Origin of the sequence: Pseudomonas sp. GOM7 (genome assembly GCF_026723825.1) — a bacterium.
Classification (GTDB): Bacteria; Pseudomonadota; Gammaproteobacteria; order Pseudomonadales; family Pseudomonadaceae; genus Aquipseudomonas.
Map to the genome: position 1 here is coordinate 4,810,373 of NZ_CP113519.1, position 26,708 is coordinate 4,837,080.

The 26,708-nt window shown below is 64.5% G+C and carries 25 protein-coding genes; 14 read left to right on the forward strand and 11 right to left on the reverse strand.

Annotated elements, in window-relative coordinates; all coding sequences use genetic code 11:
* The first annotated feature begins 118 nt into the window (after positions 1-118).
* The gene (gene mtgA / locus OU800_RS21305) at positions 119-847 is read left to right on the forward strand and encodes a monofunctional biosynthetic peptidoglycan transglycosylase (protein WP_268179338.1); all 729 of its coding nucleotides are present in this window, start codon (positions 119-121) and stop codon (positions 845-847) included.
* Between the two features lie 99 nt (positions 848-946).
* Here the strand turns inward: mtgA and OU800_RS21310 are convergent, their stop codons facing one another.
* From OU800_RS21310 to ftsY, 5 genes are all read right to left on the reverse strand, one after another.
* The gene (locus tag OU800_RS21310; protein ID WP_268179339.1) at positions 947-1,558 is read right to left on the reverse strand and encodes a hypothetical protein; all 612 of its coding nucleotides are present in this window, start codon (positions 1,556-1,558) and stop codon (positions 947-949) included.
* Positions 1,559-1,617: 59 nt separating this feature from the next.
* Complete coding sequence (gene rpoH, locus OU800_RS21315) at positions 1,618-2,472, reverse strand: RNA polymerase sigma factor RpoH (RefSeq protein WP_268179340.1); 855 nt, start codon at positions 2,470-2,472, stop codon at positions 1,618-1,620.
* A 142-nt stretch (positions 2,473-2,614) separates the two neighbouring features.
* Positions 2,615-3,631, reverse strand: a complete 1,017-nt coding sequence (ftsX, locus tag OU800_RS21320) for a permease-like cell division protein FtsX (protein ID WP_268179341.1) — start codon at positions 3,629-3,631, stop codon at positions 2,615-2,617.
* Positions 3,631-4,299, reverse strand: coding sequence for a cell division ATP-binding protein FtsE (gene ftsE / locus OU800_RS21325; protein ID WP_268179342.1), 669 nt, complete (start codon positions 4,297-4,299; stop codon positions 3,631-3,633). The genes ftsX and ftsE overlap by 1 nt, the downstream gene beginning before the upstream one ends.
* Positions 4,296-5,594, reverse strand: coding sequence for a signal recognition particle-docking protein FtsY (gene ftsY, locus OU800_RS21330; RefSeq protein ID WP_268179343.1), 1,299 nt, complete (start codon positions 5,592-5,594; stop codon positions 4,296-4,298). Before ftsY ends, ftsE begins: the two co-directional genes overlap by 4 nt.
* A gap of 141 nt (positions 5,595-5,735) precedes the next feature.
* Between ftsY and OU800_RS21335 the strand changes: the two genes are divergently transcribed.
* The 4 genes from OU800_RS21335 to OU800_RS21350 all read left to right on the forward strand — a co-directional run bounded on the left by OU800_RS21335 (position 5,736) and on the right by OU800_RS21350 (position 10,302).
* The gene (locus OU800_RS21335) at positions 5,736-7,103 is read left to right on the forward strand and encodes a M16 family metallopeptidase (protein ID WP_268179344.1); all 1,368 of its coding nucleotides are present in this window, start codon (positions 5,736-5,738) and stop codon (positions 7,101-7,103) included.
* Positions 7,100-8,560, forward strand: coding sequence for a M16 family metallopeptidase (locus OU800_RS21340; RefSeq protein ID WP_268179345.1), 1,461 nt, complete (start codon positions 7,100-7,102; stop codon positions 8,558-8,560). Before OU800_RS21335 ends, OU800_RS21340 begins: the two co-directional genes overlap by 4 nt.
* Positions 8,560-9,162 (forward strand): 16S rRNA (guanine(966)-N(2))-methyltransferase RsmD, encoded by a 603-nt coding sequence (gene rsmD, locus OU800_RS21345; RefSeq protein ID WP_268179346.1) that lies wholly within the window; start codon positions 8,560-8,562, stop codon positions 9,160-9,162. The genes OU800_RS21340 and rsmD overlap by 1 nt, the downstream gene beginning before the upstream one ends.
* 144 nt (positions 9,163-9,306) lie before the next feature.
* Entirely contained in the window at positions 9,307-10,302 is a 996-nt protein-coding gene (locus tag OU800_RS21350; RefSeq protein ID WP_268179347.1) for a hydrolase, read from the forward strand.
* Positions 10,303-10,406: 104 nt separating this feature from the next.
* On the opposite strand, the gene OU800_RS21355 is transcribed toward OU800_RS21350, so the two are convergent.
* Positions 10,407-11,066, reverse strand: coding sequence for a TetR/AcrR family transcriptional regulator (locus tag OU800_RS21355; RefSeq protein WP_268179348.1), 660 nt, complete (start codon positions 11,064-11,066; stop codon positions 10,407-10,409).
* A gap of 200 nt (positions 11,067-11,266) precedes the next feature.
* Between OU800_RS21355 and OU800_RS21360 the strand changes: the two genes are divergently transcribed.
* The 6 genes from OU800_RS21360 (at position 11,267) to ggt (ending at position 17,745) form a co-directional block, all read left to right on the forward strand.
* Positions 11,267-12,697 (forward strand): coniferyl aldehyde dehydrogenase, encoded by a 1,431-nt coding sequence (locus OU800_RS21360; protein ID WP_268179349.1) that lies wholly within the window; start codon positions 11,267-11,269, stop codon positions 12,695-12,697.
* 42 nt (positions 12,698-12,739) lie between these two features.
* Positions 12,740-13,285: a twin-arginine translocation pathway signal protein gene (locus OU800_RS21365; protein WP_268179350.1), complete on the forward strand. Its 546-nt coding sequence runs from the start codon at positions 12,740-12,742 to the stop codon at positions 13,283-13,285.
* Between the two features lie 124 nt (positions 13,286-13,409).
* Positions 13,410-15,008 carry a GMC family oxidoreductase gene (locus OU800_RS21370; RefSeq protein WP_268179351.1) on the forward strand — a complete coding sequence of 533 codons (1,599 nt, stop codon included), beginning with the start codon at positions 13,410-13,412 and terminating at the stop codon, positions 15,006-15,008.
* Positions 15,009-15,112: 104 nt separating this feature from the next.
* Positions 15,113-15,595 carry a pantetheine-phosphate adenylyltransferase gene (gene coaD / locus OU800_RS21375; protein WP_268179352.1) on the forward strand — a complete coding sequence of 161 codons (483 nt, stop codon included), beginning with the start codon at positions 15,113-15,115 and terminating at the stop codon, positions 15,593-15,595.
* 129 nt (positions 15,596-15,724) lie between these two features.
* The gene (locus OU800_RS21380; RefSeq protein WP_268179353.1) at positions 15,725-15,976 is read left to right on the forward strand and encodes a YfhL family 4Fe-4S dicluster ferredoxin; all 252 of its coding nucleotides are present in this window, start codon (positions 15,725-15,727) and stop codon (positions 15,974-15,976) included.
* Between the two features lie 95 nt (positions 15,977-16,071).
* Positions 16,072-17,745: a gamma-glutamyltransferase gene (ggt, locus tag OU800_RS21385; protein ID WP_268179354.1), complete on the forward strand. Its 1,674-nt coding sequence runs from the start codon at positions 16,072-16,074 to the stop codon at positions 17,743-17,745.
* A 60-nt stretch (positions 17,746-17,805) separates the two neighbouring features.
* Here the strand turns inward: ggt and OU800_RS21390 are convergent, their stop codons facing one another.
* From OU800_RS21390 to OU800_RS21410, 5 genes are all read right to left on the reverse strand, one after another.
* Positions 17,806-19,620: a Na/Pi cotransporter family protein gene (locus OU800_RS21390; protein WP_268179355.1), complete on the reverse strand. Its 1,815-nt coding sequence runs from the start codon at positions 19,618-19,620 to the stop codon at positions 17,806-17,808.
* A 383-nt stretch (positions 19,621-20,003) separates the two neighbouring features.
* The gene (locus OU800_RS21395) at positions 20,004-20,342 is read right to left on the reverse strand and encodes a multidrug transporter (RefSeq protein ID WP_268179356.1); all 339 of its coding nucleotides are present in this window, start codon (positions 20,340-20,342) and stop codon (positions 20,004-20,006) included.
* 75 nt (positions 20,343-20,417) lie between these two features.
* Positions 20,418-20,996: a lysophospholipid acyltransferase family protein gene (locus OU800_RS21400; RefSeq protein WP_268179357.1), complete on the reverse strand. Its 579-nt coding sequence runs from the start codon at positions 20,994-20,996 to the stop codon at positions 20,418-20,420.
* A gap of 45 nt (positions 20,997-21,041) precedes the next feature.
* Positions 21,042-21,854: a bifunctional DNA-formamidopyrimidine glycosylase/DNA-(apurinic or apyrimidinic site) lyase gene (mutM, locus tag OU800_RS21405; RefSeq protein ID WP_268179358.1), complete on the reverse strand. Its 813-nt coding sequence runs from the start codon at positions 21,852-21,854 to the stop codon at positions 21,042-21,044.
* 91 nt (positions 21,855-21,945) lie between these two features.
* Positions 21,946-22,758 carry an HDOD domain-containing protein gene (locus tag OU800_RS21410; RefSeq protein WP_268184398.1) on the reverse strand — a complete coding sequence of 271 codons (813 nt, stop codon included), beginning with the start codon at positions 22,756-22,758 and terminating at the stop codon, positions 21,946-21,948.
* A 337-nt stretch (positions 22,759-23,095) separates the two neighbouring features.
* Between OU800_RS21410 and OU800_RS21415 the strand changes: the two genes are divergently transcribed.
* The 3 genes from OU800_RS21415 to OU800_RS21425 all read left to right on the forward strand — a co-directional run bounded on the left by OU800_RS21415 (position 23,096) and on the right by OU800_RS21425 (position 26,191).
* A complete protein-coding gene (locus OU800_RS21415; protein WP_268179359.1) occupies positions 23,096-24,295 on the forward strand; it encodes a class I SAM-dependent rRNA methyltransferase in 1,200 nt (399 codons plus the stop codon).
* 623 nt (positions 24,296-24,918) lie between these two features.
* Positions 24,919-25,578: a sensor histidine kinase gene (locus tag OU800_RS21420; protein ID WP_268179360.1), complete on the forward strand. Its 660-nt coding sequence runs from the start codon at positions 24,919-24,921 to the stop codon at positions 25,576-25,578.
* A complete protein-coding gene (locus OU800_RS21425) occupies positions 25,553-26,191 on the forward strand; it encodes a response regulator (RefSeq protein ID WP_268179361.1) in 639 nt (212 codons plus the stop codon). The genes OU800_RS21420 and OU800_RS21425 overlap by 26 nt, the downstream gene beginning before the upstream one ends.
* Positions 26,192-26,708 lie beyond the last annotated feature (517 nt).

Consider the following 26,708-nt stretch of genomic DNA (forward strand, 5'->3'; position numbering starts at 1 on the left):
GCCGCGTCAGAAAAAGTAAGCTGCGTTGTCACACCGCACCCTGATACGCGCCTCAGGCCATGAAGAAATTCGCGTGTAGCGTCCACGGCTGGGCTAACCATCTGGTTTAATAGCCGCCATGCTTCGTTCCCTGACCCGCCGCCTACTCAAACTGCTGCTCTGGCTGATGCTCGCCAGCGCATTACTGGTGCTCGTGCTGCGCTGGGTGCCGCCGCCCGGCACGGCGCTGATGGTCGAGCGCAAGCTCGAAGCCTGGGGCAACGGCCAGAGCCTGGAGCTGAAACGCCAGTGGCGCCCCTGGAAGGAGCTGCCGGACGATCTGAAGATGGCGGTGATCGCCGGCGAAGACCAGAAGTTCGCCGAACACTGGGGCTTCGACCTTGGCGCCATCCAGGCGGCATTAGTGCACAATCAGAGCGGCGGCTCGCTGCGTGGCGCCAGCACCCTCAGCCAGCAGGTGGCGAAGAATCTGTTCCTCTGGTCTGGCCGCAGTTGGCTGCGCAAGGGCCTGGAAGCCTGGTTCACCGCGCTGATCGAGCTGCTTTGGTCGAAGGAGCGCATCCTCGAGGTCTACCTCAACAGCGTCGAGTGGGGCGATGGCATCTTCGGCGCTGAGGCTGCCGCGCGCCACCACTTCGGTGTCGGCGCGCCCTATCTCAATCGTCAGCAGGCCAGCCAACTGGCGGCAGTGCTGCCCAACCCGCTGCGCTGGAGCGCCGGTCGCCCGGATGGCTATATCGCCCGTCGTGCGGCCTGGATTCGCCAGCAGATGCGACAACTGGGCGGTAGCCACTACCTCGATCAGCTCGAGCCGGTCAGGCCGAGTTGGTGGCCGCAATGGCTATAGCGCCCGCCGGTGAAGCGCTTTAGTCGGTGCGCGCGGCGCACCCTACGGATCGCCACCGATGTAGGGTGCGCTGTGCGCACCAAAAAACCACACAGCGACCTATGGGCGTGGAGCGAATACCCGTTTAGGCACGGCATGCAACAGCGCGACATCATCGCCTCGCAGATGCACGGTCAGCCCCCATTGCGGATAGACCCAGGCCTGCCCCTCGGCCAGCTCCAGGGTCAGGCGCGGTTGCCCCAGGCTGGCTGCCAGGCGTTCGCTGGGCAGGGAGGGCGGTGCGCCGAGATTGACTTCGGCAATGGCAAAATCCGCCATCTGCCCGAGCAGTGCTTCACTCAGTTCAACCTCGGCATCGCCGGCTTGCAGCCCCTGCGCGGCCATCAGGCTGTCACGCTGCTTGCCACTCAAGGCCACCTCGGCCTGCAGCGACCAGTCGCCCTCCTCGTCTTGAAGCTGGGCGCGATAGAGCAGGCGCGCGCCATCCAGGCGCGGCTGCAGCCACAGCTCACCAGGCGCCAGCGCTTGCACGTCGCGTAACGCCAGCTCGTCATCCGCCAGAGGTTGCAGCAGGGCATCGCGCCATTGTTGCAGACTGGCCAGCGGGTGCACCTCGCCACTGCGCATCAACCAGGCACCCCAGGCGAAGAACGCCACGGCTACGACGATGAACAGGAGCCAGTGCTGCGCTTTCAGAGGCGGCTTGTTCACGCTATTTCTCCAGACAGAAAAAAGCCGCACCTGGGTGCGGCTTTTCGGGTAAAGCGGGCTCAGGCGGCGATACAGCCCTTGAGCTTGTTCATGGCGTTCTTCTCTAGCTGACGGATACGCTCGGCCGAGACGTTGTATTTGGCGGCCAGGTCGTGCAGTGTCGCCTTCTCTTCGGCCAGCCAGCGCTGGTAAAGAATGTCGCGGCTGCGCTCGTCCAGGCTTTCCAGCGCCTCGTGCAGGTTGCTGCTGGAGCTGTCGCTCCAGTCGGCGTCCTCAAGCTGACGGGCCGGGTCGTAGCGGTGGTCTTCCAGATACTGCGCGGGCGACTGGAAGGCGCTGTCGTCATCGGCATCGTTGGCCGGGTCGAAGGCCATGTCCTGGCCGGTCAAGCGGCTTTCCATCTCGCGTACTTCATGCGGCTCGACGCCCAGGCTCTCGGCCACGGCCTCGACCTCGTCGTTGTTCAGCCAGGCCAGACGCTTCTTCTGGCTGCGCAGGTTGAAGAACAGCTTGCGCTGGGCCTTGGTGGTGGCCACCTTGACGATGCGCCAGTTCTTCAGGATGAACTCGTGGATTTCCGCGCGGATCCAGTGCACGGCAAAGGACACCAGGCGTACGCCCATTTCCGGGTTGAAACGCTTGACCGCCTTCATCAGGCCGACGTTGCCCTCCTGGATCAGGTCGGCCTGAGCCAGACCATAACCGGAGTAGCTGCGGGCGATGTGCACCACGAAACGCAGGTGGGCCAGCACCATCTGCCGGGCGGCCTCGAGATCCTGCTTGTAATAGAGACTCTCGGCCAACTCACGCTCCTGCTCGGGCGTCAGCAGCGGAATGCTGTTGACCGCATGCACGTAAGCCTCCAGGTTGGCGCCTGGAACCAGAGCATGAACAGGTTGCAAGGAAGTGGACATTGGAATCCTCCGATTCACGAACTCGTGCAGTGTAGCACTGCGCTATCTGATGCAGAGCCTGTGGATAAGTTCCTGTTCAGATAGTCAATATCAACCAAAACAATGACTTGTCAGCTTGCGTTCAGCCTTGCCGGCAGGCGCCTCAACGCGGCGCCAGCTCGTTCAGGTGTCGAGCAACCGCCAGCCAGGCGCCAATATAGCCCAACAGCACGGCGCCGAGCAGCAGGGAAAAACCATCGGAAGAAGGTACGCCACCCAGGGCGAAATCGCTACCGTAAAGACCAGACAAACGTACTACAGCATCGTTCAGCCAATCCAGCCCGAAGGCCAGCAGCAGCCAGGCGAACAGTCCGGCACCGAGGCCATACAGCGCGCCCATGTAGAGGAAGGGTCGGCGCACGTAGCCATCGGTGCCGCCCACCAGCTTGATCACCTCGATTTCGGCGCGGCGGTTCTCGATGTGCAGGCGGATGGTGTTGCCGATCACCAGCAGCAGGGCCAGCACCAGCAGCACGCTGAGACCGAAAACGAAGCGATCGCCCAGTTTGAGGATGGCGGTCAGGCGCTCGACCCAGACCAGATCGAGCTGTGCCTGCTCAACCTTGGGCAGTTCCGCCAGACGCTGGCGCAGGGCTTCGAGCTTGGCCTTGTCCACTTCCTTGGGCGTTACCAGCACCACGCCGGGCAGCGGGTTTTCCGGCAGCTCCTTGAGCGCCTGGCCCAGGCCGGAGAGCTGCTGAAACTCTTCCAGCGCCTGCTCGCGGCTGATCCACTCGGCATCGGCAACATCGTCCATCGCGGCGATCTGCTCGCGCAGCGCCTGGCCTTCGCGCTCGCTCGCGGACATGTCGAGGAACAGGGAAATCTGCGCGGCGCGCTGCCAGGAGCCGCCGAGTTTCTCGACGTTGTCCAGCAGCAGCGACAGGCCCATGGGCAGGCTCAGCGCCACGGCCATCACCCAGCAGGTGAAGAAGCTGCCGATGGGCTGGCGCGCCAGGCGGCGCAGGCTGTCCACCAGGCTGGCGCGGTGGCTTTCCAGCCAGGCGTTGAGCAGGGTACGAAAATCCGGCTCGTCTGCCGGGCCATCCACCACCTTGTTGCGCGGCGCGGCGCCGACCCGTTCGGCCGGCTGCGGCTTGGGCATCTTCGACGCGCTCATCAGGCCGCCTCCCCGTCACCGATCAGGCGACCGCGTTGCAGGGTGAGCATGCGCTGGCGCATGCGCGCGATCAGCGCCAGGTCGTGGCTGGCGATCAGCACCGTGGTGCCCAGTTGGTTGATGTCCTCGAACACGCCCATGATCTCGGCAGCCAGGCGCGGGTCGAGGTTGCCGGTGGGCTCGTCCGCCAGCAGCAGAGCCGGACGATGGACGATGGCGCGGGCGATGCCGACGCGCTGTTGCTGGCCGGTGGACAGGTCACCGGGTGCCTGCTCGGCCTTGTCGCTGAGGCTGACCCGCTCCAGCGCGGCGCCGACCCGCTTGGCGATTTCAGGCTTGGACAGGCCGAGAATCTGCAGCGGCAGGGCAACGTTGTCATAGACCGTGCGATCGAACAGCAACTGGTGATTCTGGAACACCACGCCGATCTGCCGGCGCAGGAAGGGAATCTGCGCGTTGGTGATGGTGGACAGATCCTGCCCGGCCAGCAGCAACTTGCCGCTGGTGGGCCGCTCCATCGCCAGCAGCAGGCGCAACAGGGTGCTCTTGCCAGCGCCGGAGTGGCCGGTGACGAAGAGGAACTCGCCGGGGCGAACGCGGAAGGTCAGTTCGTGCAGCCCGACATGGCCATTGGGGTAACGCTTGGCGACCTGCTCGAATCGGATCATGCCCGCTCGCGCTCCTCGAAGAGTGCCTGAACGAAGGCCTGCGCCTGGAACGGGCGCAGGTCATCGATGCCCTCGCCCACGCCGATGTAGCGAATCGGCAAGCCGAACTGCTTGGCCAGGGCGAAGATGACGCCGCCCTTGGCGGTGCCATCGAGCTTGGTCAGCGCCAGGCCGCTGAGGTTCACCGTCTGGTTGAACTGCTTGGCCTGGTTGATGGCGTTCTGCCCGGTACCGGCGTCGAGCACCAGCAGCACTTCGTGCGGCGCCGTTTCGTCCAGCTTGCCGATCACCCGGCGCACCTTCCTCAGCTCTTCCATCAGGTTGTCCTTGGTGTGCAGGCGCCCGGCGGTGTCGGCGATCAGCACGTCGACGCCACGGGACTTGGCGGCCTGCACCGCGTCGAAGATCACCGAGGCCGAGTCGGCGCCGGTGTGCTGAGCGATCACCGCGATGTTGTTGCGCTCGCCCCAGACCTGCAATTGCTCCACGGCAGCGGCGCGGAAGGTGTCGCCAGCGGCGAGCATGACCTTCTTGCCTTCGAGCTGCAGCTTCTTGGCCAGCTTGCCGATGGTGGTGGTCTTGCCCACGCCGTTGACCCCGACGACGAGGATCACATAGGGCTGCTTGGCGCTGTCGATCACCAGTGGCTGTTCCACCGGCTTGAGCAGGGTCACCAGCTCTTCCTGCAACGCCTTGTACAGCGCGCCGCTGTCGGCCAGTTCCTTGCGCGCCACGCGCTTGGTCAGGTTGCCGATGATGGCGGTGGTCGCCTCGACACCGACGTCAGCGGTGAGCAGACGGGTTTCCAGATCGTCGAGCAGGTCGTCGTCGATGCTCTTCTTGCCGAGGAACAGGCTGGCCATGCCCTCGCCGAGGCTGGCGCTGGTCTTGGACAGGCCTTGCTTGAGGCGGGCGAAGAAGCTCGGCTTTTCCTGCGTGGCAGGCACGGCGACAGGAGCAGGCGGGATGGCCTCGACCATGGGTTCGGGGGCCGCTAGCGGCACCTCAGCGACCACAGGCGCGGCCTCGACAACGCTTGGCGCTGGCTGCGGCGCTGGCGTGGTTTCGGCGGCTTCCGGCTCGGCTGCCGGCACGCTCTCGGAAACCGGCTCCGGCGTCGCCGGCTCGGCAGGTGCCAGAGCGGACTCAGGCTGCTCGGCTGGTGCTGGCTCGGTGGTGCTGTCCGCCGGTTTCTTGCGCCACCAACTGAACAGGGATTTCTTTTCTTCGGTCACAGGCGGATTCTGCGCGCCAGCCTCGGCCGGCGACTTCTTGTCGTCTTTGGAACCAAACATGGGTCGCTGCATCTCAGGGGAGCGGACGCCAACAGGCTGAAAAGCCTTGCCGCGCCGCCCCGGAAAAGGATGGGGTATCCTAGCACCTCTTCGCCCGCCGGCGGTACGACCGCCCAGGCTATCCGACAGGTCAGACTCTCGATGAATGCCATTGCCCGCCGCTCGCTCGGCTTGCTGTTCAGCTTGCTCTGCGCTCCGCTGACAACCTTCGCCGCCACCGCCCAACCCACCCACGAATTCGCCCTGGACAATGGCCTCAAGGTCATCGTCCGCGAGGATCACCGCGCCCCGGTGGTGGTCTCGCAGATCTGGTACAAGGTCGGCTCCAGCTACGAGACGCCCGGCTCCACCGGCCTGTCCCATGCCCTGGAGCACATGATGTTCAAAGGCAGCGCCAAGCTCGGCCCGGGCGAGGCCTCCGAAGTGCTGCGCAAGCTGGGCGCCGAAGAGAACGCCTTCACCAGCGACGACTACACCGCCTACTACCAGGTGCTGGCCCGCGACCGCCTACCGGTGGCCCTGGAGCTGGAAGCCGACCGCCTGGCCAGCCTGAAGCTGCCAGCAGACGAGTTCGCCAAGGAAATCGAGGTAATCAAGGAAGAGCGCCGCCTGCGCACCGACGACCGCCCCTCGTCCAAGGCCTTCGAGCGCTTCAAGGCCATGGCCTACCCGGCCAGCGGCTACAGCATTCCCACCATCGGCTGGATGGCCGACCTGGAGCGCATGCACATCGACGAACTGCGTGCCTGGCACCAGAAGTGGTATGCACCGAACAACGCCACCCTGGTGGTGGTCGGTGACGTGACCGTGGATGAGGTCAAGAGCCAGGTACAGCGCTACTTCGGCGACATCCCGCGCGGCGAAGTGCCCACTGCCAAACTGCCGCTGGAACTGGCTGCGCCGGGCGAACGCCGCATCACCCTGCACCTCAAGACCCAACTGCCGAGCCTGCTGATGGGCTTCAACGTGCCGGGCCTGGCCACCGCTGCAACGCCACGCCAGGTCTACGCCCTGCGCCTGGCCGCCGCCCTGCTCGATGGCGGCTACAGCGCGCGCCTGTCCACCCGCCTGGAACGCGGCGAAGAACTGGTTTCCGGCGCCAGCGCCTGGTACAACGCCTTCACCCGTGGCGACAGCCTGTTCATTCTCTCGGCCACCCCCAACGTGCAGAAGGGCAAGACCCTGGAACAGGTCGAGGCCGGCCTGTGGCGCGAGCTGGAAGCGCTGAAGAAAACGCCGCCGTCCGCTGCCGAACTGGCGCGGGTACGCGCCCAGGTCATCGCCGGTCTGGTTTACGAGCGCGACTCAATCAGCAGCCAGGCCACCAGCATTGGCCAACTGGAAACCGTCGGCCTGTCCTGGCAACTGATCGACCAGGAACTGGCCGAGCTGAGCGCCGTGACCCCAGCCGACATCCAGCAGGCCGCCCGCACCTTCTTCGTTCGCGACCGCCTGAGCGTCGCCCACGTACTGCCCGAAGAGTCCCGTAATGAGGAGTCCCGCCCATGAAGACTGAGCAACGCCGCCTGGGCCTGCTCGGCCTGATCCTGTCCAGCGCCCTGGCTCTGGGCGCCTGCGCCAACCTGTCCGACAGCACCGTGACTGGCGATGCCGCCAAGCTGCAGTCGCTGGCTGCGCTAGACGGCAAGGCGCCAACGCGCCGCACTCTGGATATCCAGACCTGGAACACCGCGCAAGGCGCCAAGGTGCTGTTCGTCGAAGCCCACGAACTGCCGATGTTCGACCTGCGCCTGACCTTCGCCGCCGGCAGCAGCCAGGACGGCGGCGTGCCAGGCCTGGCCACCCTGACCAACGCCATGCTCAACGAAGGCGTGCCAGGCAAGGATGTCGGCGCCATCGCCGCCGGCTTCGAGGGCCTCGGGGCCGAATTCGGCAACGGCGCCTACCGTGACATGGCCGTGGCCAGCCTGCGCAGCCTGAGCGCGCCGGAACAACGCACACCCGCCCTGGCACTGTTCAGCGACGTGCTGGGCAAGCCCACCTTCCCCGCCGACTCGCTGGTACGGATCAAGAACCAGTTGCTCGCCGGCTTCGAGTTCCAGAAGCAGAACCCAGGCAAACTGGCCAGCCTGGAGCTGTTCGAGCACCTGTACGGCCAGCACCCCTACGCCCACCCGAGCGATGGCACACCGCAGTCGATCCCGGGCATTACCCGCCAGCAACTGCAGGCCTTCCATGCCCGCGCCTATGCCGCCGGCAACGCGGTGATCGCCCTGGTTGGTGACCTCTCGCGCAGCGAGGCCGAGGCCATCGCCAATCAGGTTTCTGCTGCCCTGCCGAAAGGCCCGGCACTGGCGAAGATCCCCCAGCCACAAACACCCAAACCCGGCACCAGTCATATCGAGTACCCGTCCAACCAGACCCACCTGATGCTCGCCCAGCTCGGCATCGACCGCCGCGACCCGGACTACGCCGCCCTGTACCTGGGCAACCAGATCTTCGGCGGCGGCGGCTTCGGTACCCGGCTGATGAGCGAGGTGCGCGAGAAGCGCGGCCTGACTTATGGTGTCTACTCCGGTTTCAGCGCCATGCAGGCGCGCGGCCCGTTCATGATCAACCTGCAAACCCGCGCCGACCTCAGCGAAGGCACCCTGGCCCTGGTCAAGCAACTGCTCGCCGACTACCTGCGTGACGGCCCCACCCCACAGGAGCTGGACAACGCCAAGCGCGAGCTGGCCGGCAGCTTCCCGCTGTCCACCGCGAGCAATGCCGATATCGTCGGGCAACTGGCGTCGATGGGCTTCTACGACCTGCCGCTGAGCTATCTGGACGACTTCATGCGCGACGTGCAAAGCCTGACCACCGAGCAGGTCAAGGCGGCGATGGCCAAGCATCTCGACCCGAATGCGATGGTCGTGGTCACCGCTGGCCCGACTGTGCCGCAGAAAGAGCTGCCGCCGCCCACCGAGCGGCCAGCCGAGCGCCCCAGCACGGTGCCACACTGATGCGCGGGCGCACTCCGCAGAAACCGGCCGCCAAGGCCCATGGTGGCCAAGGCCAGTTGCGCATCATCGGCGGCCAGTGGCGTTCGCGGCGCTTCGCCTTCCCCGACGGCCCGGGACTGCGCCCGACACCGGATCGGGTGCGCGAAACCCTGTTCAACTGGCTGGCGCCTTATGTCGAGGGCGCCCATGTGCTCGACCCCTTCGCCGGCAGCGGCGCACTGCTGCTCGAAGCGCTGTCGCGCGGCGCCGCCAGCGGCCTGGCCTGCGACCTCAACCCAGCCTCGGTGGCAGCCTTGCGCGGACACCTGGCGACTCTGCAGTGCAGCGCTGGTGAAATCCAGCTAGGCGATGCTTTGCAGTTGCTGGCACGCCCGGCGCCGCGTCGCTTCGATATCGTCCTGCTCGATCCGCCGTTCCACAAGGATCTGCTGCAAGACGCCTGCAATCTGCTGGAGGCACAGGGCTGGCTAGCCGATGACGCCTGGATCTACACCGAAAGCGAAACCGCGCCCTCGACCCTGGGCCTGCCCGGCAACTGGCGCCTGCATCGGGAGAAACACACCGGCCAGGTGCATTACGCGCTGTGGCAAAGAAGTGCGTAGGGTGGATGTCGCCTTTTACATCCACCATGACGGCGTAATTGGTTTTATGGGAGGGTAGGCAAGCTCCGTAGCCTGGATGAAATCCAGGGCCGCCGCTCCCGGATTGCATCCGGGCTACGTCTAACGCCGATGATCGACCGCACCATGAACACTGACTTTCGCCCCGCCTGGTGGCTCCCCGGCCCGCATCTGCAGACGCTGTGGAACCCCTTCTGCCGCAAGCCGCCGCAGCTTGAACGCCAGCGCGAACGGCTGTGGCTGGACGATGGCGATTTTCTCGACCTCGACTGGCATGGCCCACACGATGCCCACGCGCCGCTGGTGCTGGTGCTGCATGGTCTGACCGGCAGCTCCAGCTCGCTCTACGTGCTCGGCCTGCAGCAGGCCCTGGCCGCAGGTGGCTGGGCCAGCGTGGCGTTGAACTGGCGCGGCTGCTCCGGCGAGCCCAACCTGCTGCCACGCGGCTACCACTCCGGTGTCAGCGAGGATCTGGCCTCGGTGGTGGTGCACCTGCGCGCACAGCGACCAATGGCACCGCTGTACGCCGTGGGCTATTCCCTGGGCGGCAACGTGCTGCTCAAGTACCTGGGCGAAAGCGGCGCGCGATGCCCGTTGCAAGGCGCCGTGGCGGTCTCGGTGCCCTTCCGTCTGGATCAGTGCGCCGACCGCATCGGCCTGGGCTTCTCGCGGGTGTACCAGGCGCATTTCATGCGCGAGCTGGTGGCCTACGTGAACAACAAGCAGCGCCTGTTCAGCGAGCAAGGCCGTGGCGAACACCTGTCGGTACTGGAGCGCCTCGGCCCGCTGGACGGCATGCGCACCTTCTGGGACTTCGATGGGCGCATCACCGCACCGCTGCATGGTTTCAGCGATGCCCACGACTATTACCGGCGCGCCTCCAGCCGCTTCTACCTGGGCGACATCCGCACGCGCACGCTGATCATCCAGGCCGAGAACGACCCCTTCATCTTCCGCCACAGCCTGCCGGCAGCCAGCGAGCTGGCGCCTGGCACCGAGTTCGAGCTGCACGCCAAGGGCGGCCATGTCGGCTTCGTCGAGGGCAGCCCGCGCCGTCCGGTCTACTACCTGGAGCGACGCATTCCGCAGTGGCTGGCCGCGCTGAACACAGGATCTGCGTAGCCTGGATGAAATCCAGGGGTCTATACACGCAATGCCCCGGATTGCATCCGGGCTACGGCTCTACCTCGGTGTTGTAGCCCGGATGGAAGCCGGGACGATACCAATCAGCCCAACACCTGCCCCAGGGGGACGTGCAGGCGCTCATACAGGGCCTCGACCGCCTCGCGCGCGGCCGGGGCGATATAGCCGCCTTCCAGCGCCAGCACCTGATAGATGCCACGGCGCAGCATGTCCTGGCTGAGGTTGTCCGGGTTGGCTCCGGCAGTGCAGAGAAAGCGCACCCAGGAGGTCATGATGATCCAGGCGTTGAGCGTCAGCGCCTCGATCTGCGCCGGGCCCATCAACAGGATCTCGGCGTCGACGAAACCCTGATAGATCGCCTGCGCCCCCACCAGGCAGCGCTGGGCGAAGGCGCGATAACGCTCGGCCAGCTCGGCATCGGAATCGAGCAGGTGTTCCAGATCGCGATGCAGGAAGCGGTAGTGCCACATCGCAGCCAGCAGCGCCTCCAGATAGAAGGTCTTGTCGTCCACGGTCAGCGCGCGCCCCTCGGGTGGGCGCAGAAAGCTGTCGACCTGCGCCTCGTACTGGGCGAACAGCTCGGCAATGATCACCTGCTTGTTGCGGAAGTGGTAGTACAGGTTGCCCGGCGAAATGCCCAGGTGGGCGGCGATATGGTTGGTCGTCACGTTGCGCTCGCCCTGGCTGTTGAACAGGCTCAGGCTCGCGGCAACGATGCGGTCACGGGTCTTTGGCGGCGCCATGCTCGGCTCGTTCTCGACTGCAAAATGGCAAAGGTACAGGCAGAAACAGGCGAAGTGTTACCTCGCCAGCTCGCCAAGGCCACGCGCTGACCTTTGGTTAGGGTGCAGGCAGATCGAGGGCGCGGCATCCTATTTGACAGACTAGAGCAATTACTCTAAACATCCAGTACCCCCAGACTGGAACGTTCCGGAGCAACGCCATGGCCAGCAACATCGCCTACCTGCAGCACAGCCAACAGCAGATCGATCAGCTAGACGACACCTTCGCCCTGCAGCGCTCGGCGTTCGCCGCCAATCCGATGCCGTCGGCCGAGCAGCGCATCCAGTGGCTGAGTTCCCTGCGCGAACTGCTGACCGAGCAGCAGGAGGCCCTGGTGGCAGCGATCTCCGAGGACTTCAGCAATCGCTCGGCCGACGAAACCCGTCTGGCCGAACTGATGCCCAGTCTGCACGGCATCCACTATGCGACCAAGCGCCTGCGCAAGTGGATGAAGCCTTCGCGGCGCAGCGTCGGCCTGCAGTTCATGCCCGCAGCGGCCAAGGTGGTCTACCAGCCGCTGGGAGTGGTCGGCATCATCGTGCCCTGGAACTACCCGCTGTTCCTCGCCATCGGCCCGTTGACCGGCGCGCTGGCCGCCGGCAACCGGGTGATGATCAAGATGAGCGAATCCACGCCGGTCACCTCGCTGCTGCTCAAGCAACTGCTGGCGCGCATCTTCCCCGAAGACCTGGTCAGCGTGGCCCTGGGCGAGGCGGAAGTGGGCATGGCCTTCTCCAAGCTGCCGTTCGATCATCTGCTGTTCACCGGTGCCACCAGCATCGGCAAGCACGTGATGCGCGCCGCCGCCGAGAACCTCACCCCGGTGACCCTGGAGCTGGGCGGCAAGTCGCCGGCCATCGTTTCCGCCGACGTACCGCTGGCCGACGCCGCCGAGCGCATCGCCTTCGGCAAGACCCTCAACGCCGGGCAGACCTGCGTGGCGCCCGACTATGTGCTGGTGCCAAGGGATCGTGTCGAGGGCTTCGTCACCGCCTATCGCGAGGTGGTGCAGCGCTTCTACCCGACGCTGGCGGACAACCCGGACTACACGGCCATCATCAACGAACGCCAGTTGGCCCGCCTCAATGGCTACCTGCAGGATGCCGAGACCAAGGGCGCGCGCATCGTCCCATTGTTCCCGCAGAGCCAGGGCCGGCGCCTGCCGCAGAGCCTGCTGCTGAACGTGAACGACGAGATGAAGGTGATGCAGGACGAAATCTTCGGCCCGCTGCTGCCCGTGGTGCCTTACGACCGCCTGGAAGACGCCTTCGCCTACGTCAACGCCCGACCACGCCCGCTGGCGCTGTATTACTTCGGCTACGACAAGCGCGAACAGCAGCGCGTGCTGCACGAGACCCACTCCGGTGGCGTGTGCCTCAACGACACCCTGCTGCACGTCGCCCAGGACGACATGCCGTTCGGCGGCATCGGCCCCTCGGGCATGGGCCATTACCACGGCCATGAAGGCTTCCTGACGTTCAGCAAGGCCAAGGGCGTGTTCATCAAGCAGCGCTTCAACGCCGCCAAGCTGATCTACCCGCCCTACGGCAAGGCGATCCAGAAGCTGGTCTACAAATTGTTCGTACGCTGATCCACGCGGGCCAGCGGCCCGCTCTGCCAGGTGATAACAACAATGCACGACACCGCCCTACAACCGCCGCACCTGTCGCGGCGCAACCTGCTCAAGATCGGTCTGATGGGCACGGCCATGCTCGGTACCGTCGGCCTGACGGCCAGCCTCAGCGGCTGCTCGGCCAGCACGCCGGCCAGCGGCTACCTGATCCTGCGCAGCAGCGACATGCCCTTCCTGCGTGCGCTGATCCCGGTGATGCTGGACGGCGCAGTGCCCACCGGGCAGATGCCACAGGCCGTCGAAGGCACCATCAAGAGCCTCGATCATAGCCTGGCGCACCTGTCGCCGGAGATGCTGAAGCTCACCATGCAGCTATTCGACGTGCAGAGCATGGCCGTCACCCGCGGCCCGCTGACCGGCGTCTGGGGCAGTTGGGAAAACGCCAGCGCCAATGACGTGCGCAACTTTCTCGAGCGCTGGCAGAACAGCAGTCTGAGCCTGCTGCGCATGGGCCATTCCTCGCTGCTGCAGTTGGTGATGATGGCCTGGTACAGCCGGCCCGAGGCCTGGGCGCACTGCGGCTATCCGGGGCCACCCACCGTCTGAAGACCTGTCGCGGCTCCCGTTGGGTGCGCCATGCGCACCACAAAACGGGGTTGAGCCTCGGTGCGCGCAGCGCACCCTACCCGCCCTGTCTCGCTCGCAGTGAATGACAAGAAGAGAGCCTGAAATGCCCGTACCCGATCTGTTCAAGCAAGGCCTGGCCAGGGGTTGGAAGACCCATGATGGCTCGCGCCTGGAAAACGACCTGACCCTGGAAGCCGATGTCGCCATCGTCGGCAGCGGTGCCGGTGGTGGCACCACGGCGGAAATCCTCAGCGCCGCTGGCTACAAGGTGCTGCTGATCGAGGAAGGCCCGCTCAAGACCAGCGATGACTTCAAGATGCAGGAGGCCGAGGCCTACCCGACGCTCTATCAGGAAGGTATCGGCCGCATGAGCAAGGATGGCGCCATCACCATCCTGCAGGGCCGGGCCGTGGGCGGCACCACCCTGGTCAACTGGACCAGCAGCTTCCGCACCCCGCCACAGACCCTGGCCTACTGGGCCGAGGCCTTTGGGGTCAAGGGCCATGACGTCGAGTCCATGGCGCCCTGGTTCGAGAAGATGGAACAACGCCTGGGCGTCGCCCCCTGGATGGTGCCACCGAATGCCAACAACGAGGTGATCCGCACCGGCTGCGACAAGCTCGGTTACCACTGGGCGGTGATCCCGCGCAACGTGCGCGGCTGCTGGAACCTCGGTTACTGCGGCATGGGCTGCCCGACCAACGCCAAGCAATCGATGCTGGTCACCACCATCCCTGCCACGCTCGATGCTGGTGGCGAGCTGCTCTACCTGGCACGCGCCGACAGGCTTGTGATCGAAGGCGACAAGGTGGTCGGCCTCGACTGCCTGGGTATGGACGAGCGCTGCGTGGCCCCCAACGGCAAGCGCATTCGCGTCAAGGCGCGGCATTACGTGCTGGCCGGCGGCGGTATCAACACGCCTGGCATCCTCCTGCGCTCGGAGGCGCCCGACCCGCACAAACGCGTGGGCCGACGCACCTACCTGCACCTGGTGAACTTCTCCGCCGGGCAGTTCGATCAGGTGATCAACCCCTTCTACGGTGCGCCGCAGTCGCTGTACTCCGACCACTTCCAATGGGACGACGGCACCACCGGGCGCCTGTCCTTCAAGCTGGAAGTACCGCCGCTGCAACCGGCCCTGACCGCCACCCTGCTCGGCGGCTTCGGCCAGGACAACGCCCTGCGCATGGAGCAACTGCCGCACACCAACATGATGCTCGCCCTGCTGCGCGACGGCTTCCACCCCGAGAGCGCCGAAGGGCGGGTGGAACTGCGCGGCGACGGCAGCCCGGTGCTCGATTACCAGATGACCGACTACACCTGGGACGGCGTGCGCCGCGCCTTCCTGACCATGGCCGAAATCCAGTTCGCCGCCGGAGCCAAGGCGGTGCTGCCGATCCATGCCGATGCGCGTTTCGTCGACAGTTGGAGCAAGGCCAAGGAGATGATCGAAGATCTCGATCTGGCGCTGTACCGCACGCGCCTGGGCAGTGCCCACGTCATGGGCGGCTGCGCCATGGGCGAAGACCCGCAGCAAGCGGTGGTCGACAGCCTCGGCCGGCATCATCAGCTCGGCAACCTGTCGATCCACGACGGCTCGCTGTTCCCCACCAGCATCGGCGCCAACCCGCAACTGTCGATCTACGGGCTCACCGCCAAGCTCGCCACGCTCCTGGGCGAGCGGCTGAAAAGCCCGAGCTAGACGCTACCAATCTGGCGCTGGGAAACACAGCGCAGGCCGCGGCTTGGCCGCTGGCATGCGCTGCGCTACCATCCGAGTCCTTTTCGACCCGCCAGGACGTACCGATGAATCGAGTGTTATACCCCGGCACCTTCGACCCCATCACCAAGGGCCATGGCGATCTGGTCGAACGCGCTGCACGCCTGTTCGATCACGTCATCATCGCCGTCGCCGCCAGCCCCAAGAAGAATCCGCTGTTCCCCCTGGAGCAACGTGTCGAGCTGGCCCGCGAGGTCACCAAGCACCTGCCCAACGTCGAAGTGGTGGGTTTCTCCACCCTGCTCGCGCACTTCGTCAAGGAACAGAACGCCAACGTCTTCCTGCGCGGCCTGCGTGCGGTTTCAGACTTCGAGTACGAATTCCAGCTAGCCAACATGAACCGCCAACTGGCACCGGACGTGGAGAGCCTGTTCCTCACCCCGTCGGAGAAGTACTCCTTCATTTCCTCGACCCTGGTGCGTGAAATTGCCGCCCTGGGTGGCGACATCACCAAGTTCGTCCACCCGGCCGTGGCCCAAGCCCTGCAGGAGCGCTTTCGCAAGGCCTGACGCTCTGGGCAGGCTCCAGCGCCTGCCCTGCGCAGCAAGGTCGCATGGCGCAAGACGCGGCAATCCGGCACAATTCGCGCCATCGTTCTCTGCCTGTGTCGAGGCCGACGCCTCGACAGGAGTTGTTCCATGTCCCTGATCATCACCGACGATTGCATCAACTGCGACGTCTGCGAACCCGAGTGCCCCAACGGCGCCATCTCCCAGGGTGAGGAGATCTATGTGATCGACCCCAACCTGTGCACCGAATGCGTGGGCCATTACGACGAGCCGCAGTGCCAGCAGGTCTGCCCGGTGGACTGCATCCCCCTCGACGAGAACAACGTCGAGAGCAAGGATGAACTGATGCAGAAGTACCTGATCATCACCGGCAAGGCCTGAGCCCGAGCCTCGCACCTGCACCTGAGCAATCAGGCGCGCACGCCAGGGCAAGACTGTTAAGCTGCGGCTTCCTTCAGTCGACCTAGGTAGATCGCATGCTGCGCAAACTTCTGCTATCGACCCTGCTGCTCGCTGCCAGCCTGCTGGCGCAGGCCGCACCACATCAGGCCGCCATCGCCACCGCCCACCCCGCTGCCAGCGCCGCTGCGCAAAAGATGCTCGATGCCGGCGGCAACGCTTTCGATGCCGCCGTGGCTGCCAGTGCCGCACTGGCCGTGGTCGAGCCCTATGGTTCGGGGCTGGGTGGCGGCGGGTTCTTCCTGCTGCGCAGCGCTGGCGAAACGCCAACCTATGACTTTCTCGATGCCCGCGAGCGCGCCCCGCTGGAAGCCAAGCCCGACATGTACGTGCGCGAGGGCCAGGTGCAGCGCGAACTGTCGCTCGATGGCGCCCTCGCCGCCGCCATTCCCGGTCTTCCCGCCGCGCTGGTGGAACTGGCCGAGAAACATGGCCGCCTGCCGCTGAAAACCAGCCTGGCCCCGGCCATCGCACTGGCCCGCGACGGTTTCACCATCGACCGCATCTACCGCGAGCGCGCCACCTGGCGCCTGGCGGCACTACGCGATGATCCGGAAAGCGCGCGCCTGTTCCTCAACCAAGGCCAGGTGCCCGCCGAAGGCTATCTGCTGCGCCAACCGGAACTGGCCGCCACCCTGCAGACCCTGGCGCAACAAGGCCGCCCCGGCTTCTACGATGGTGCCCTGGCCGAGCGCCTGATCGAGGGCGTACGCCGCGCCGGGGGCATCTGGACGATGGATGACCTGCGCGGCTACCAGGTGCAGCGCCGCAAGCCCCTGCGCTTCACCCTGGAAGACGGTCACGAACTGATCAGCGCACCGCCGCCCTCGGCCGGAGGTGTGGCCCTGGCGCAGAGCCTGGCCGTGCTCGAGCAACTGCCCTGGCGTGATGCCGAGCCCGTGCAGCGCGTGCATTACGTGGTCGAAGCGTTGCGCCGCGCCTACCGTGACCGCGAACTGCTGGGCGATCCGGATTTCGTCAAGAATCCGCTGGACGAGATGCTCTCCCCCGGCCATCTGGCCGTGCTCGCCGGCAGCATCGAGCCCGAGCGCGCCACCCCCAGCGCCAGCCTGCCGCCTGCCGGCACCTGGAACGAGGGCGATAACACCACCCACTTCGCCGTGCTCGACGCCGAAGGCAATGCGGTGGCGGCTACCCTGTCGGTCAACCTGCCGTTCGGCGGCGCCTTCACCGTGCCCGGTACCGGCATGCTGCTCAACAACGAGATGGACGACTTCGCCGCCGCAGTCGATGAGTCCAACGCCTACGGCCTGGTGGGCAGCCAGGCCAACCTGATCGCCGGCGGCAAGCGGCCGCTGTCGTCGATGAGCCCGAGCTTTCTCGAAAGCACTGACGAGTTCGCGGCCTTCGGCACGCCGGGGGGCAGCCGCATTCCCAGCATGGTGCTGCTGGCGATGCTGCAATACCTAGACGACCAACCCGTCACAAGCTGGCCCGCCGTGGCCCGCTATCATCACCAGTTCCTGCCCGACGTGATCGAGCATGAGCCGGACACCTTCACTGACCAGCAGGTCGCCGAGCTGCAAGCGCGCGGCTACAGCCTCAAGCGTCTGGATCAGCAGTACGGCAACCAGCAGGTGCTGTTCTGGAACAAGGTCAGCGGCGAGGTGCAGGCCGCGAGCGATCCGCGCGGTATCGGGCAATCGCTAGTCGTGCCGGGCAAGCAGTAGGATCGTAGCCCGGATGAAATCCGGGGAGGCTCTCACGTCACAACCCGGATTGCATCGGGGCTACGGGGTTTCGATCAGGCTTTCCTGCTCATGGGCGAAACGTCGCAGCTCACGGAACAACGTCTGCTCGTCGCCCAGCATCAGCACGTTGCGCAAGCTCTGGAAGATACGGCTGACGTAGCCCAGGTCGTTCATCAGCGAGCTGGTCTGCAGGCCATCGAGGTGGCCGTAGCGCACTTCGCTGAACAGCCGCTGGCGGAACTGAGCGTCGAACTCCGCGGCCTGGTCGTCCAGCCAGGCCAGGCGTGAGCGCCAGGCCTCCTCTTCCAGCTCACTGCGGGCCAGTTCGCGCAACTCGTGCAAGGTCAGCAGCAGATGGCGGCGCAACTCGACATAACAGGTGCGCGCGCCCGAAGGCGGCTGCTCCAGGTAATGGCCGAGGTTCTTCTGCAGGTGCTTGGCATCCTTGACCGCATCCACCAGTTGCAGCGCCGCCAGTTGGCACGTGTTCCAGAACTGCTGGTGCGCCTCGTCCATGGGCAGCTCCATGCGCCCCATGAAGCTCAGCAGATCGCCGTACACCCCCTTGATGTGGCGTTGGTAGAGACGGTCGGCGTCGAACCCCGGCTGCTGCGGCCGGGCCTGCAGCAACTGCTCGTCGGCCTTGGCCTGCGCCAGTTGCTCCACCGGCAGGTAGAGGGCATGGCAGATCACCTCCAGGCTCAAGCGGCCCAGGTGCCCCAACTCCTGCACCACCGCGACCGAGGCCGACTCCACCGAATCCAGCGCGCGCTCGTTGAGGTAACGGGCGTGGCTACGCTCGGGTTCGACCACCTGTATCGGCGCCATCTCGGTGATCAGCACCTGCGGCTCGACCCGCTCCGGCAGCCAGCGAATCAGGTACTGCGCCAGACGCGCCTGCAACGGCCAGAACAGGGCAACGCCCATGGCGTTGAACAGGGTGTGGAACATCGCCAGTTGGATCAGGCTGTTGCCACCCAGGCCCAGCGGCTCGGCCAGCGCATGCACCAGCCAGGTCAGCGGGCCGAGCAGGCAGAAGGCGATAACGCCAGTGGTGATATTGAACAGCACATGGGCCAGGGCCAGACGCTGGCCGCTGCGGTTGCCGCCAAGGGAGCCGACGAAGGCGGTGGTGACGCTGCTGCCGACGTTGGAGCCGATGGCGATGGCCAGACTCTGGCCCAGCTCCAGTTGCCCACTGGCCAGGGCAGCCAGTGTCAGCATCAAGGCTGCGTGGCTGGACTGCAGCACCACGGTGATGGCCATGCCGATGCCAGTGAACAGCAATGCTCCCAGAACGCCGTCGACATGCAGACCCGTCATGTCCAGACCATCGTCGAAGCTGGCGAAGCCCTCCTTGATCTGATCGATGCCGAGGAAGATGAAGGCGATGCCCAGCACGATACGCCCGGCCGCCTTGCTTCTGTCGCCGAAGAAACCGGCCAGCACACCGAACACCAGCAACGGCAGGGCCAAGGGGCTGAGGCTGAGGTTCTGCCCGGCCAGCGCCAGCAGCCAGATGCCACTGGTTGCGCCGAGGTTGGCGCCGAAGAGAATGGCGATACCACCGGCTAGCTGGATCAACCCGGTACTGATGAAGGCGATGGTCAGTAACGACACCAGTGTGCTGGATTGCAGCAGCAGCGTGCCACTCACGCCAAACATCAAACTCTTGAACGGCGTGGCCGTGCTACGCCCGAGAATCTGCTCCAGTTTGCTACCGGCGAGCTGCCGCAGCCCTTCCTCCAGGCATTGCATGCCGAACAGGAAGATCGCCAGGCCGGCACAGAGTTGCAGCCAGCCCTGGCTGAACCAGAACGAGGCGAGCAGCCCTGCCACGAGCAGAACCAGCATCAGCCCACGTACATACTTGATGATCACCGCTTCATCCCTTTAGGGCACCTCTAAAAACTACCTGCGTTGCCATCGCGGCGTTAAAAACAGGCTCAAAATGCTCATTTACAGCGCGTAAACTGCGCTTTCTCGCCTGTTTTTGCCTTGCGCTGGCTGCCTCGCCTACGTTTTTAGAGGCGCCCTTTATCGGCGCACGAACGCAAGCGGCCTCTCACCCCCATGCGGGCGAGAGGCCGCTTGAAAAACTATCTGCGTTGGCAATACTGCGTTAAAAACAGCCTCAAAATGCTCATTTACAGCACGTAAACTCCGCTTTTTCGGCTGTTTTTGCCTTGTCTTGCCTGCCTCGCCTACGTTTTTCAATAGCTAGCTTATGAGTCGAATCAGTCCTGCTTGTAACCGCTGCTGGTGCAGCCCAGGCAGCGCACGAAGGCTTCGCGACCGGGTTCGACCACCAGCGACTGCGCCGCTTCGCCGACGTTACCGCCGAGCGCGGTGAACGGTAGGCTGACGATGAAGGCCGCCGTGCCGATGGCGGTGGCACCGATCAGCAGGGGGCGGGCAATGACCAGGTCACCGACCATGGCATAGCCCTTGGGGGCTTCGACGGTGTAGAGCGGGTCGCCACTGACGTTCTGCTGCGCCACTTCCGCCTGGGTCGGCAGTGCCAGCAAGCCAGAGGTCAACGCCAGAACGGCAGCGCAGGTGCGGAACGCTTTCATGGATCGATCCTTAGGTTGTGCGAGTAAGTGCCAGTAACTATAACAGCGCCCTGGCAATTGTCAGCGTGACGGACGTCAATCGCCGTGAAAGGCGTATTCCGGCTTTTTCGGCACGTAAGGCCGGAAGAACGCCAACATGTTGGCCAGATCAGCCTGCTCGTCCCCCGTTGGATGGAAGGTGGGGCCAATCACCACGCGGCGGTTCTGGTAATCCAGCGCACCCATGACGATGGGCACGCCGGCGCCACGGGCGATATGGTAGAAGCCCATCTTCCAGCGCTCTACCTTCTTGCGCGTGCCCTCCGGCGACAGCACCAGGATGAACTGCCGGTTGTCACGGAATGCCTGTACCGCCTGCTCCACCGTATTGAGCTGGCGATCCCGACGGATGGCAATGCCGCCCCAGGCACGCATCAGCCCGCCGAACGGCCAGCGAAAGATGCTGTGCTTGCCGAACCAGCGAGCATTCAGGCGCAGCACGAACTTCAGGGCAATGAAGATGACGAAGTCCCAATTGGACGTATGGTGGGCGCCGATGGCGACGAACTGGTCGATCTTCGGCAACTCACCCTCGATGCGCCAGCCCATGAGTTTCAATACGCTACGCCCCAGCCATTCGGCCACAGGATTGGGCGGCAAGTAGTTACCGGACATCGATCCACCTCGGTGCTTCTTGTTCTTATGAAAGTGAGGGTTCGCTCAGCGTTGGCACTTGGGACAGTAAACGCTAGCTCGCTGGCCCAGTTTGACCTCGCGCAGGGTGCTGCCACAGACCTTGCAGAACTCGCCGCCGCGCCCGTAGGCGAACAGCTCCTGCTGGAAGTAACCGGGCTGGCCATCGCCACCAACGAAATCACGCAAGGTGGTGCCCCCCCGCTCGATGGCATGGGCGAGGATGCGCTTGATCTCCTCGGCCAGGCGCAGATAGCGTGCCCGCGAAATCGAACCGGCTTCACGGCGCGGGTCGATGCCCGCCGCGAACAACGCCTCGGTGGCGTAGATGTTGCCCACCCCGACCACCACCGCGTTGTCCATGATGAAAGGTTTGACCGCCATGCTGCGCCCACGCGAGAGCTGGAACAGCCGCTCGCCATCGAACAGCCCACCCAGCGGCTCCGGGCCGAGCCTGGCGAGCAACTCGTGGCGCAGCGGATCCTCGCACCACAACAACGCCCCGAAACGGCGCGGGTCGGTGTAGCGCAGCGCCAGGCCGGACTCCAGCTCGATGTCCACATGCTCGTGCTTGGCCGCCACCAGCCCGGACTCGACCAGGCGCAGACTGCCGGACATGCCCAGGTGGCTGATCAGGCTGCCCACCTCGGCCTTGATCAGCAGGTACTTGGCGCGGCGCTCCACGCACTCGATACGCTGCCCGGACAGGCGCACGTCGAGGTCTTCGGGAATGGGCCAGCGCAGGCGCCGCTCGCGCACGATCACGCGACTGACGCGCTGCCCTTCCAGATAGGGGGCGATGCCGCGCCGGGTGGTTTCGACTTCGGGTAATTCGGGCATGGCGATACGACTGCAAAACGAGGGAGCGCAACCTTAGCAGGATTGCCGCTGGCGGATAAGCCGCAGGCAGCGGCGCGCAGGCCGTCGCCGGCTACAGCACGGCCAGATCGCGAATGCTCTCGTGCAGGTTCTCGAAATCGTATTCCGACAGCCCGACGTACTCGAGGATGGGCTGTTCGATGCAATGCCACTCCAGATCCACGCCCTGCCCGCCCAGCACCCGATGGGTGGCACAGATGTGCTCGGCCATCTTGAGGATGGCCAGCAAGGTCTTGAGCTGGGCATCGCGCCCGGAGTCATCGCTGAAGATGGCCAGGGCATTGTGGTGATTGGCGATCACCTGGCAGAGGTGCTCCGGCAAGCGCCAGGAGCGCGCCGTGAAGTAACCGACCACGGCGTGGTTGGTGCTCAGGCGCTCGTTTTCCGTATCGACGATGCGGTGCTCGTCGGTGGCATTGGCGTAGGCCTCCTCGAGCACCTGCATGTAGTCGGGAAAGCGTTTGATCATCAGCGGGATGCCACAGTTGTGGAACAGCCCCAGGCTGTAAGCCTCGTCCGGGGAGTGGTAACCGAGGCGCTTGGCCAGGGTCAAGCAGGTCATGGCCACGTCCTGCGCGCTGTCCCAGAAACGGTTGAGCACCAGAATGGCCTCGTCGGTCAGCTCGCCCTTGATCGACTGCGCGTTGATCAGGTTGATCACCGTGTTGCAGCCCAACAGGTTGACCGCCTGCTGAATGGAGGCGATGCGGTTGGCCAGGCCGAAATGTGGCGAATTGACGATCTTCAGCAGCGCACCGGAAAGCCCGGGATCCTGGCTGATGAGCTTGGCGATGGCGCGCAGATCGGGGTCGGGCATGACCTGCTCCATCTGCAGATCGACCATGATCTGGGGCTGCGGCGGCACGCTGATGCCATGCAGCACTTGCTGGATCTGCTCGGCAGTGAGTTCGTAGGTCATCGGAGGGGCTGTCATGCGTGAATGAGAAATACCGCACAGTCTAGCCAAAGCCGGGGCATCACGGCAGCCGACTTTTCCAGACGGTGGGGTCAGGTTTACGAGTGTCGCGCCAATACGGCGTTGTTTTCCAGATATCGTCAGGAGTCGTTCAGCTTCTGATACGGACGGCCAGGTTACCTGTCGAACCTGCCAATCCACAGCAGACGCAAGGCCCCGTTTTCCCTCACAGCCCAGCGGCATGACCCGCTATAATCCCGCCCTTTTTCTCCTGGAGCCCAACGCCATGTCCAGCCTGCCCAGCCTGCGCCTGAAAGCCAATGCCGATCGACGCCTGCGCGCCGGCCATCTGTGGGTCTACAGCAACGAGATCGATGTGGCCGCGACACCGCTCACTGCCTTCGAGGCCGGTGACCAGGCCATACTCGAAGCCGCCGGTGGCAAACCGCTGGGCATCGTCGCCATGAGCCCGAACAACCTGATCTGCGCCCGCCTGCTGTCGCGCGATCTCAAGCACGAGCTGGACAAGTCGCTGCTGGTGCACCGCCTCAACGTCTGCCTGAGCCTGCGCGAGCGCCTGTTCGACACGCCCTGCTACCGCCTGGTCTACGGCGACTCCGACCTGCTGCCGGGCCTGGTGGTCGACCGTTTCTTCGACATTCTCGTGGTGCAACTGGCCTCGGCCACCATGGAGCGGCACAAGGACGAGGTACTCGCCGCGCTCATCCAGGTGCTCAAGCCCAGCGGCATCCTGCTCAAGAACGACTCCAGCGCACGTGACGCCGAAGGCCTGCAGCGCTATGTGGAAACCGCCTACGGCCAGGTGCCGGAGTGGGTGGCCCTGGAAGAGAACGGCGTGAAGTTCGAGGCGCCGGTGATCGAAGGGCAGAAGACCGGCTGGTTCTACGACCACCGCATGAACCGCGCGCGCCTGGCGCCCTACGTACAGGGCAAGCGCGTGCTCGACCTATTCAGTTACATCGGCGGTTGGGGCGTGCAGGCGGCTGTCTTCGGCGCCAGCGAGGTGTTCTGCGTCGACGCCTCGGGCTTCGCCCTCGATGGCGTGGAACGCAACGCCGCGCTCAATGGCCTGGCCGAGAAGGTCACCTGCGTCGAGGGTGACGTCTTCGCCGCCCTGCGTGAGCTCAAGGCCGCCGAGGAACGCTTCGACGTGGTGATCGCCGACCCACCCGCCTTCATCAAGCGCAAGAAGGACATCAAGAACGGTGAGGCTGCCTACCGCCGCCTCAACGAGATGGCCATGCGCATGCTCAACAAGGATGGCATCCTGGTCAGCGCCAGTTGCTCCATGCACCTGGCCGAAGACAGCCTGCACCAGATCCTGCTGCAGAGCGCACGCCACCTCGACCGCAACATCCAGTTGCTGGAGCGTGGTGCTCAGGGCCCGGATCATCCCGAGCACATGGCCATTGCGGAGACCCGCTACATCAAGAGCCTGACCGTTCGCCTGCTGCCCAATAGCTGAACATCAGCCCCTGCCGAAACGGTTTCGGCGGGGGCATGCCATTTGGCACGCCCCCACTGCTCCCTTGCCCTCTGACTCGCCCGTGACGGCGCAATGCCGTTCATACTCTTAGTTGGACGCCGGAACATCCTCGCCCGTTAGCATAGGGCAGAAAAAACGCCAAGATATCGTCGAAATAAAAACATAACGTCAAAAATAAATCTCGACGATATGCTAGCTCCGCAGGTGCGCATGACTTCGTCGCCTAAGGCGATAAGCGGCATTCCAGCGCCAGACACAAAGAGACAATGCCCGCCGCCGAGTCTGGTATGTGTTGCGCAATGAATGGGTTATTGCATGATTCTCCAGGCCTGGCGAGGGAATAGCGACGCCATACCCTCGTGCCGGACATCAAGACCACAACGGGCTCATGTCGGCTAGCCACGCGAGCGGACTCGCATGTCGAATGCGCAACACGAGGAGAACACTGCAGTCACCGTGTATCGAGTAGCACGATCAACTGCACAGAAAGAAAGAGAAGCGCAAAGGTGACCACTGCAACGAGGCTCTCAGAGCTACACGACGACGCTCAGCTACCGCATGAAAGCGCCACTTGCCCCAGATGTCGCGCACACCTGATCCACATGTGCAGGCAGGCACGCCTCAGGGAACGCAAACGTATCGCCCGCGAACTGCACGATGAGCTGGGCCAGCAACTGACCGCTCTCTTGCAGGGCCTCGGCGTATTGCGCATGCGCATGGGTCACGAGTCTCCCGACCTTCTGGAACAGGTGAGCCGTCTGGCTGCACTGGCCCATGGCGCCATCGACGCCATACGCAACATCGACTGCAGCGACACGCAGCGATTCGCCAGTGATCCGAACCAGGCCCTGGCGAACCTGATCGAGGATTTTCGCCAGCTCTGCGCCATCGACCTGCACTACCAGCCTCCACAGCAGGGCATCGACCTGGATCCCGAACGTGCCTGCCACCTGTACCGCATCGTGCAAGAGTCACTGACCAATATCCTGCGCCACGCCAATGCCCGCAGTGCCAAGGTCAGCATCGAGCGGCGCGAACAGGAGTACGTGCTGGAGATCAGCGATGACGGCCAGGGCTTCGCCCTCAACGACATCACGCCGGCCTCCAACGGGCTCTGCGGCATGCGCGAACGCGGCCAGCACCTGGGCGGCCCTGTCATCATATTCAGTCATCCGGGGCAAGGAACGCTCGTGCAGAGCATTTTCCCCCGCCAGATCACGCCACCAAGGAAACCCCATGATCAACCTGATGATCGTCGATGACCACACGATCATGCGCGAGGGCCTCAAACGAATTTTCGAGTTGGATCAGGAGATTCACATCGCCGGAGAGGCCGCCTGCGGTCAGCAGGCTCTGGAACACCTGCGCACCCTGGACGTGGATATGCTGCTGCTGGACATCAGCATGCCGGGCCTCAGCGGCGAGGCACTGATTTCACGACTCACCCATCAGTATCCCAGGCTGGCTATCCTGGTGCTGAGCATGCACAGCGACGTGCAGATCGCCATACATGCCTTGCGCGCCGGCGCGGCTGGCTATGTGACCAAGACCCAACCCCCCGAGACCCTGATCGAGGCGGTGAGGAAAGTCGCAGCCGGCGGCCGCTTCATCGACCCCGACCTGCTCGAGCGGATTGCCTTGAACAACCTCAAGCCACACGCCAGCCGCGGGCTCGACAGCCTGACCAATCGAGAGTTCCAGATCATGCGACTACTGGCAGATGGCATGAGCGTGAATCAGATCGCCGAGCAACTCATGATCAGTAACAAGACCGTCAGCACCCATAAGATAAATCTGATGGAAAAGATGGGATTTACCAGCAATGCAGACCTGGTCAAGTTCGCTTCCCTACTCACGAAGTCCGATATCAGCTAAGGATATTCCTACTCGGCGAGAGGGATTGTCCGAGTGAAAATCCAGAAATAACCCGATGCCTGACAGTCGTGGCGCTCCTGCATCCTGAATTGGCCGATGGAACGAAACGAAAAGGCAGGGGCTGCACCGCTCGACGCCTGGAAAGTCCTTCGCGCCACTCCCCCATTGACTGTCGCGGAGCCACTCGTGCGCGCTCATCTTCACCCTCGGCTTATCCCGACACTGATCCTACTTTGCGGTATCCTGGCCATCCTGGCCGTGCAATTTGACTGGCTGGCCCCGCTCCATGCTCTTCTACCCCTGCTCCTGGTCGGTACTCTGCTGCTGTTGCAGATTCCCGCGAGCGCGCCCGCCAGAACCACAGGCGCAGAGCCGGACAGCCACGAGCCAAACGTCAGCAGCAATCTGGAAAGCGATCTGACGCGGCTCTGCGAACAGACCCTACCGCTCTGGTCACAGCAGATCGAAAGCGCGCGCAGCCACACCGAAGAGGCCATTTCCGCGCTCAGCGAGCGCT